Annotated in this window: 6 protein-coding genes and 1 rRNA gene; all 7 read left to right on the top strand. The window is 35.1% G+C overall.

Features of this window, described 5'->3' with window-relative positions:
- Positions 1-97, top strand: a 5S ribosomal RNA gene (rrf, locus tag FFM55_RS08650); the annotation flags it as partial.
- A gap of 346 nt (positions 98-443) precedes the next feature.
- A complete protein-coding gene (locus FFM55_RS08645; RefSeq protein ID WP_042494508.1) occupies positions 444-953 on the top strand; it encodes a DoxX family membrane protein in 510 nt (169 codons plus the stop codon).
- Between the two features lie 262 nt (positions 954-1,215).
- On the top strand, positions 1,216-3,219 hold the full coding sequence (gene metG, locus FFM55_RS08640) for a methionine--tRNA ligase (RefSeq protein WP_052348464.1): 2,004 nt from the start codon (positions 1,216-1,218) through the stop codon (positions 3,217-3,219).
- A gap of 88 nt (positions 3,220-3,307) precedes the next feature.
- Positions 3,308-5,254: a cation:proton antiporter gene (locus tag FFM55_RS08635; RefSeq protein ID WP_042494512.1), complete on the top strand. Its 1,947-nt coding sequence runs from the start codon at positions 3,308-3,310 to the stop codon at positions 5,252-5,254.
- A gap of 264 nt (positions 5,255-5,518) precedes the next feature.
- Entirely contained in the window at positions 5,519-6,331 is an 813-nt protein-coding gene (locus tag FFM55_RS08630) for a TatD family hydrolase (protein WP_042494513.1), read from the top strand.
- On the top strand, positions 6,331-6,894 hold the full coding sequence (gene rnmV, locus FFM55_RS08625) for a ribonuclease M5 (protein ID WP_042494598.1): 564 nt from the start codon (positions 6,331-6,333) through the stop codon (positions 6,892-6,894). Before FFM55_RS08630 ends, rnmV begins: the two co-directional genes overlap by 1 nt.
- Positions 6,891-7,787, top strand: coding sequence for a 16S rRNA (adenine(1518)-N(6)/adenine(1519)-N(6))-dimethyltransferase RsmA (gene rsmA / locus FFM55_RS08620; protein WP_042494515.1), 897 nt, complete (start codon positions 6,891-6,893; stop codon positions 7,785-7,787). Before rnmV ends, rsmA begins: the two co-directional genes overlap by 4 nt.
- Positions 7,788-7,819 lie beyond the last annotated feature (32 nt).

Genomic DNA, 7,819 nt, shown 5'->3' with positions numbered 1-7,819 from the left:
GGTCACACCTGTTCCCATACCGAACACAGAAGTTAAGCTCAGTAGTGCCAAAAGTAGTTGGAGGATCGCCTCCTGCGAGGATAGGACGTCGCGATGCAACTTGGAAAGAGTTCACAGTAAAATGTGAACTCTTTTTTTGTATTAAATATAAATAAATTAGGTATTAAATAAAACCAATATTGACATAAAAAATATGTTGATATTGGTTTTTTCTTGGTAGAAATTTATTTTTAACATAGTTGATGAGGGTTAGGTGACTAACATACAGCCCAACTATCTAGCTTAATGGAATATGAGTTTTCTTATTTAAACAATATTATTATATAATAATATATTTAAATAAATAGATTTTTAAATATTTAATCATCAAATATGCATAAGGTTATTTTAAGTAAGTTAATTTAAAGTGAAAGAAATTCAGGTAAGGTTAAGGAGGAGATTTTATGGTTAATTGGTTGCGTAACAGTAAGAGTAGTATGGTGGTATTAACGTTAATTAGACTATATGTGGGATATGTCTGGTTAACGAGTGGGTGGAGTAAAATTTCGTCTGGTAATTTTACATCAGAAGCAATGGTACAACAGGCGATTAAAACACCAGTAACTGGTGCAACAGGTGCACCAGCATATGATTGGTATACAAAATTTTTAGAAAATATTGTGCAACCTAATTTAGGGATTTTTGATTTTATGGTGCAATATGGTGAATTATTAATTGGTTTAGGATTAATTTTCGGAACTTTAACGACATTAGCCACATTCTTTGGTTTAGGATTAAATTTCAATTATTTATTAGCAGGAATGATTTCAACAAATCCTATTCTAATTATTTTAGGAACTTTGTTACTAGTAGCAGGTCTTAATGCGGGTAAGATTGGTGGAGACCGGTGGGTTATACCATTTATCCGTGAAAAAGTACCTTTTATGGCAAAGAATAAAAGAAATATTGCATAGTAGTCGCTGCATAAGTGTCTATTGTATGAGTACTAGTCGTCAATCTGATAGATTGACGACTTTTAATATTTCCCCAATAAGTTGACCATGTTTGGCACCTGGCTTTCACATTAGTGCAAACATACTTAGTGGTAACAGGATAAATTTTAATATTATCTGACAGGAGCTATTAAATCTTTGATATAATTGATGTAATGGGCGTTAAATTAATGTAGCTAAAAATAACATCTTACTCATTTGTAAGATGGGAGGTAAAATGAGAATGGCAGAAGAAAAGAAAAGTTTCTATATTACAACACCAATTTATTATCCATCTGGTAAGTTGCATATTGGTAATACCTATACGACAGTGTTAGCCGATGCAGCAGCGCGATACCACCGGCTATTAAATGAGGATGTATATTTTCTAACAGGTACCGACGAACACGGATTAAAAATCGAACAAAAAGCTGAAAAATTAAACATTTCACCCAAAGAATATGTTGATCAAATGGCTGCAGATATTAAAGCCTTATGGGCTGAATTAGCAATCAGTAATGATGGCTTTGTTCGTACCACTGATGATTATCATGAAAAAGCAGTGCAAAAGATTTTTCAAAAGTTCCTGGATCAAGGTGATATTTATAAAGGCCAATATGAAGGCTGGTATTCAGTTGATGATGAAGAGTATTTCACTGAGTCTCAATTAGCAGAAGTTTATCGTGATGATGATGGTAATGTTACTGGTGGTAAAGCTCCTTCAGGACACGAAGTAGAACTTGTTCAGGAAGAATCATATTTCTTTAAGATGAGTAAGTATGCTGACTGGTTGTTGGACTACTATAAGTCACACCCTAAGTTTATTCAACCAGCAACTCGTATGAACGAGATGATTAAGAACTTTATTGAGCCAGGTTTGGAAGATTTGGCTGTAACACGTACGGCCTTTAACTGGGGTGTACCAGTTGCATCAGATCCTGACCACGTTGTTTATGTATGGATTGATGCTTTATCAAACTATATTACCAAGTTAGGTTACATGTCAGATGATACAACCTTATTTGATAAATTCTGGCCAGCTAATGTACATTTGGTTGGTAAGGAAATTGTTCGTTTCCACACAATTTATTGGCCTATTATGTTACATGCTTTGGGATTACCAATGCCTGAAACAATTGTTGGTCATGGTTGGTTAACAATGCGTGATGGTAAAATGTCTAAGTCAAAGGGGAACGTTGTGTACCCAGATACTTTGGCTGAACGTTATGGTATTGATGCTGTGCGTTACTACTTGCTCCGTGCAATGCCATTTGGAAATGATGGTATTTTCACCCCTGAAGATTTTGTTTCAAAACTAAATTATGATTTGGCAAATGACTTGGGAAACTTGTTGAACCGTACAGTTGCCATGATTAATAAATATGAAGCTGGTGTTATTCCAGAATTGCATACTGGTTTAACTGACTTTGATCAAGATCTTGTTGAAACTGCGCAAGAAGTCATTGTTAATTATAATGATAATATGCAAGCAATGCGGACTGCTGATGCTTTGGCAAACATCTGGCAATTGATTTCACGTGCTAATAAGTATATTGATGAAACAACACCATGGACGTTAGCTAAAGATGATAGTCAAACAGAAGTATTAGCATCAGTTATGGCTCATTTAGCAGCTGCTTTACGTGTAGTTGCTATCCTATTGCAACCTATTTTGACGAAAGCACCACAAAGCATTTTCAATCAATTAGGTTTGGATGATTCAAATACTGATATTATCGGATTAAACTTTGAAGATATACCAACAGGTGGTCATGTTGTACTAAAAGGACAACCAATCTTCCCACGTGTTGATGTAGAAGCCGAAGTTGTTTATATTCGTGATAATATGACAGGACAAGGTGGTAAGCAAACACGTTCAATGACGAAGCCAACAGCACCAAAGACGATTACAACTAAAGACGAAATTGTTTTTGATGATTTTGAAAAGGTAGAATTGCGTGTTGCAGAAATTAAAGAAGTGTCTGAAGTAGAGAAATCTAATAAATTATTACGCTTCAAATTAGACGATGGTTCTGCTGATGGTCGAACAATTTTGTCAGGTATTAAGAAGTTTTATCCAGAATATACGACATTAGTTGGTAAAAAGGTTGCTTATGTTGCCAACTTAAAGCCTCGTAAGATGATGGGGGAACTTTCTGAAGGAATGCTTCTTTCAGCTGAAAAAGATGGTAAGGTTACCTTATCAATCTTGCCAGATGAAATTGAAGCAGGATCAGAACTTGGCTAATTAGTAGTCAATCAAGTCATGCATAAAGGATTGAGATTATAATCTCAATCCTTTATTTTTAAGCAATGTAAAAGGAGGATACTATCAGATGATAATTTTTTATGCATTAGCTTACGTATGTGTTGCAATCATTATTGCTAATTTTTTAACGCAAGCATTTCCGAAAATTCCGCAAGCTTTGTGGCAAATCGTAGGTGGTATATTATTAGCTATCGTCCCGGTTATTAATCATTATGTGATTATGTTAAATCCAGAATGGTTTATGATGCTAGTGATTGCACCATTATTGTTTTATGAAGGGCAACGTACTCAAGCTAAATTAATTTCAAAACATTTTAAATCAATTATTGAGTTAGCAGGTATTTTAGCTATTGTAACGGTCGTTATTTTGATGACCGTTGGGCACGTCGCAATTGGTTGGGCGTTACCATTCTCGCTAGCATTAGCAGCAATCGTAACACCGACTGATGCGACTGCTTTAGAATCAGTTACGAATGGGTTAGATATGCCTAAAGATGTTAAACGTTCTTTGAGTTTAGAATCGTTGTTTAATGATGCGACAGGGTTAGTTATTTTAGAGCTAGCAATTCTATGGATGAATACGGGAACTTTTTCATTTATACATGGGTTTAGTGAGTTTTTGGTAGTAGCAGTGGGTGGCGTGATTGCTGGTTTTATTGCTAGCTTTATTTTCATTTATGTTCGTCAACATTTACTGAAGGCTGAATTTGATGATACGGTTGCTCATGTTTTGATGTACTTTCTAGCACCAATTGTTGTATTTGGTATTGCAGAGCATGTTTTTGGTGTTTCGGGTATTATTGCAGTTGTTGTGATGGGGGTTATGTCTAATATTGAACAACAGCATACGCAATTTATGGATCCAAAGCTTAACCATTTAACGGGCCAATTGACTGATATTGTATCGCAGATTTTAAATGGTTTGGTGTTCATTTTACTAGGGACATCTTTAGTTAGTGTAGCAAAGGTTTATATTCTACAACCGGTTAGAACTTGGGTGGCATTGATTGCTATTGGTATTTTATTATATGTCGTGATGACGCTATGTCGTTATCTCGCAATTCGTTATAGTGGTCGATTTGGCAACAAACCATATACGAAACGTGATGGTTTGGTCTTTGCTATTGGTGGTGTTCATGGTGCCGTGACAATGTCGATGGCATTCTCATTACCATTAACATTAAGTAATGGTGCTGCATTTACAGAACGTAATGATTTATTGTTAATTGCATCAACTGTTATTATATTAAGTTTATTAGTACCAGTTATCTTATTACCAAGAATTTTAAATCGTTTAGCACCTTTATATGATGCAGATACGTACCAAAAAAATCATACAGAAATGGTCAATGCTGCGATGACATATGTTAGCCATGCAGATGTAGCGCAAACAATTAAGGCGACTGTTATGCAACAGTTAAAAAATCAATTAGGTTATGGTAATGAACAATTAAATGATGCTAGTCGTAAAAAGGCTTATCGGACGTTATATAAAGTAGCAGACCAAGCAATGGCGCAAGCGATTGATGAAAATCGTATATCCGATGAAGCGCTGCAACTTTATAACCGGATGCAATCATTGCAAAATGGTTTTGGTAAATTTGGTAAACATCGACGCCATATTTGGCGAAAGTTAACTGTCAGAATAATTAAACATCGGGTAGCTAACCATCAAGATAGTTATCATAGTCATCAAAATAGTGTTGATGAAGTGATGAACATTATTAATGATGGTATGACGACGTATATGAATCAATTATCAAAACAAGATATGAATGCAAGAGATATGATTGCGCTACGATATGCTTATTCTCATCAACAAGCAATGCTACAAAATCAAAAAATTAATTCCGATGATGAGCAACAGGTTTTCCTAAATGCATTACAAGAAGAATTAAATTATATTGAACAACAGCGAACACAAGGTGACGCAGATGCAGAGTTGTTAAAAGAGCTCTATGATGAAGTAATTAATTCACAGGCTATTTTATTGGCAAATATTAGTAGCGAATAAGTGAAACTAAATAAATTTGGCATAAAATATAACTATCTTATCTGTCATAACAGTAAATTATCCGATATTGATGATTTGCTGTTTTTTAAAACCGATTTATTAAGAGAAAAGCTATTTTAAAAATGAAATATTAATGGTGGCATGTTATGCTTAATAGATGATTATATAAGTGTTTTTTGGCTTTTTTTGAATCATTTGCTAGAATGAAATAGATTAAAAATAACAAAGATTAAACCGTATAAAAAAATTAATCAAGGAGTAAAAATGGCGATTTATAAATCTGGGCAACGCCGCGCTGACGGCTATGATACCCATACACATCTAAATGATGATACGTTTTGGCATGATGTGCCAGCTTATTTTGGTAGAGCAACTGAATTTAGCATTGTAGAAATGAATATTATTGGTTATGACACGCAATCTAATGAACGAGCTATTCAGTTAGCTCATGATTTTGAAGGTATGCATGCGGTTATTGGTTGGCAGCCAGAAGATATTTTGGAAATGAATGATGAAGCATTAGCAACATTCCGCAAACAATTACAAGATGATGCGGTTATTGGTGTTGGTGAGACCGGGTTGGATTATTATTGGGATGATAATCCATCAGCTGATGAACAAAAAAAGGCTTTTATACAGCAATTAACATTAGCTCGTGAGTTTAATTTGCCTGTCACAGTACATACACGTAATGCCACGGCAGATACGTATCAAACATTAAAAGATGCACATGTTGAGGAATTTGGCGGTGTTATGCATTCGTTTACTGGTACACCAGAAGAAGCTAAGCAGTTTCTTGATTTGGGGATGTATATTTCATTCTCAGGAATTGCAACGTTTAAAAACGCAAAGGATGTGCAAGAGACACTTAAGTCAGTACCACTGGATCGTTTATTAGTGGAAACGGACGCACCTTATTTAGCACCAACACCTATGCGTGGTAAGCCTAATGAACCAATGTATGTACATTATATTATTGATTATATTGCTGAATTATTGGGTAAAAGCTATGATGAAGTAGCCAAAATTACAACAAATAATGCACGTCGGCTATGGCATTTAGACCAAGTTAAATGATGAAAATTAAAGAAGTGATTGTTGTAGAAGGGCGTGCAGACACTGAAGCATTAAGACATGCAGTTAGTGCAGATACCATTGAAACGAACGGGTCAGCACTTAGCGAACAAACAATAGCCGCTATTAAACAAGCTGCAATTAATCGTGGTGTGATTGTTTTTACTGACCCTGATTTTAATGGTGAGCGATTAAGAAAAATTATCAGTAGTGTGGTGCCCAATGCAAAACATGCTTTTTTGACTAAAGATGAAGCTGGTCGACAAATTAAGCATCATAGTTTAGGCATTGAATATGCGACACCTGCTGTATTGCAAACGGCGTTACAAGCAGTTTATACACCGAAAACAGCAGCAGCAATAACAACGGATATTACGATGGCGGATTTACGGCAATTAGGATTAGTTGCTGGTCAGGGTGCAGCCAAGCGTCGTGAATATATTTCTGAAGCAATGAATTTAGGATATGTGAACGGTAAACAATTAATGAATCGTTTGATAATGTTTGGTATTAAAAAGAAAAATTTATTAACGGTTTTAAATGAATTAGATGAGGAAAAAGAATGACAGATGTGCCAGATATTGCGACGCCAATGCGTACGCAAGCCATTATGAATAGTTTTGGCATTAATACAAAAAAATCTTTGGGTCAAAATTTTTTGACAGATATTAATATATTGAAAAACATTGTTGCAGCTGGAGAAGTGAAGGATACGGATAATGTTATTGAGATCGGACCGGGTATAGGTGCTCTAACAGAGCAATTGGCGCGATCAGCAAAAGAAGTATTAGCATTTGAAATTGATGACCGTTTGATACCAGTTTTAGATCATACGATGGCACCTTACGATAATGTAATGATTGTTAATCAAGATATTTTAAAGGTTGATTTGGAATCTGAAATTAAAGCGCATTTTAGTGATCCGAATGCGCCCTTGAAGCTAGTTGCTAATTTACCATATTACATTACCACACCTATCTTAATGCAAGTGCTTCAGTCAGATGTGAAATTTGATAATATTGTTGTCATGATGCAAAAAGAAGTGGCGAGTCGTTTATCAGCTGAAGTAGGGACTAAGGATTATGGGTCATTAACTTTAGCTGTACAATATCGAATGAATGCGACGTTGGCTTTTACGGTTTCAAGAACGGCATTTGTGCCAAATCCTAATGTGGATTCAGCGATTATTTCATTAACGCCACGTGAACCATTGCAAGTATTACCACATAATGAGCAACAATTATTTAATTTGTTTAAAGTTGGTTTTACCATGCGACGTAAAACATTATGGAACAATTTAATTACAGCATTTGGTAAAGATGATGTGATGAAAGAAAAACTTACTGCTGCCTTAGAAAATGTGGGGATTGATCCACGTATTCGCGCTGAAAAGTTATCACTAGAAGAATTTATTAATTTACATAATTCACTAGTTAAATATAGTGTATACAGTAAGTAACGAAATTTGCTATAATTGTGTTTAGAACTAAT

Origin of the sequence: Weissella sagaensis, from assembly GCF_005405285.1 — a bacterium.
GTDB classification, from domain to species: domain Bacteria; phylum Bacillota; class Bacilli; order Lactobacillales; family Lactobacillaceae; genus Weissella; species Weissella sagaensis.
The sequence above is the reverse complement of the archived record's forward strand: the minus strand, read 5'-3'. Positions and strand labels throughout refer to the sequence as shown.